General features: G+C 44.7%; 1 rRNA gene. It reads right to left on the bottom strand.

The features are described from left to right. A 23S ribosomal RNA gene (locus ACYQ4O_RS13150) occupies positions 1-255 on the bottom strand; the annotation flags it as partial.

Here is a 255-nt window from a genome sequence, read left to right as displayed (position 1 = left end):
ATCTTCAGACAGGATTCCTCGTGTCCCGCCTTACTTCTCGTCTTCTTAGTACCATTCGGACAATTTTAAATACAGGGCTATCACCTTCTTTGGCTGAGCTTTCCATCTCATTCTTCTATCATCCAAATTATCAAAAACTAGGCTGCTCCGGGTTCGCTCGCCGCTACTGCCGGAATCTCGGTTGATTTCTTTTCCTGAGGATACTTAGATGTTTCAGTTCTCCTCGTTCGCCTCGCATGACTATGTATTCATCAT

It is taken from the genome of Turicimonas sp. TL08 (assembly GCF_054660695.1).
Note: the sequence above shows the minus strand (reverse complement) of the source record. Positions and strands in the feature narration are given on the sequence as shown.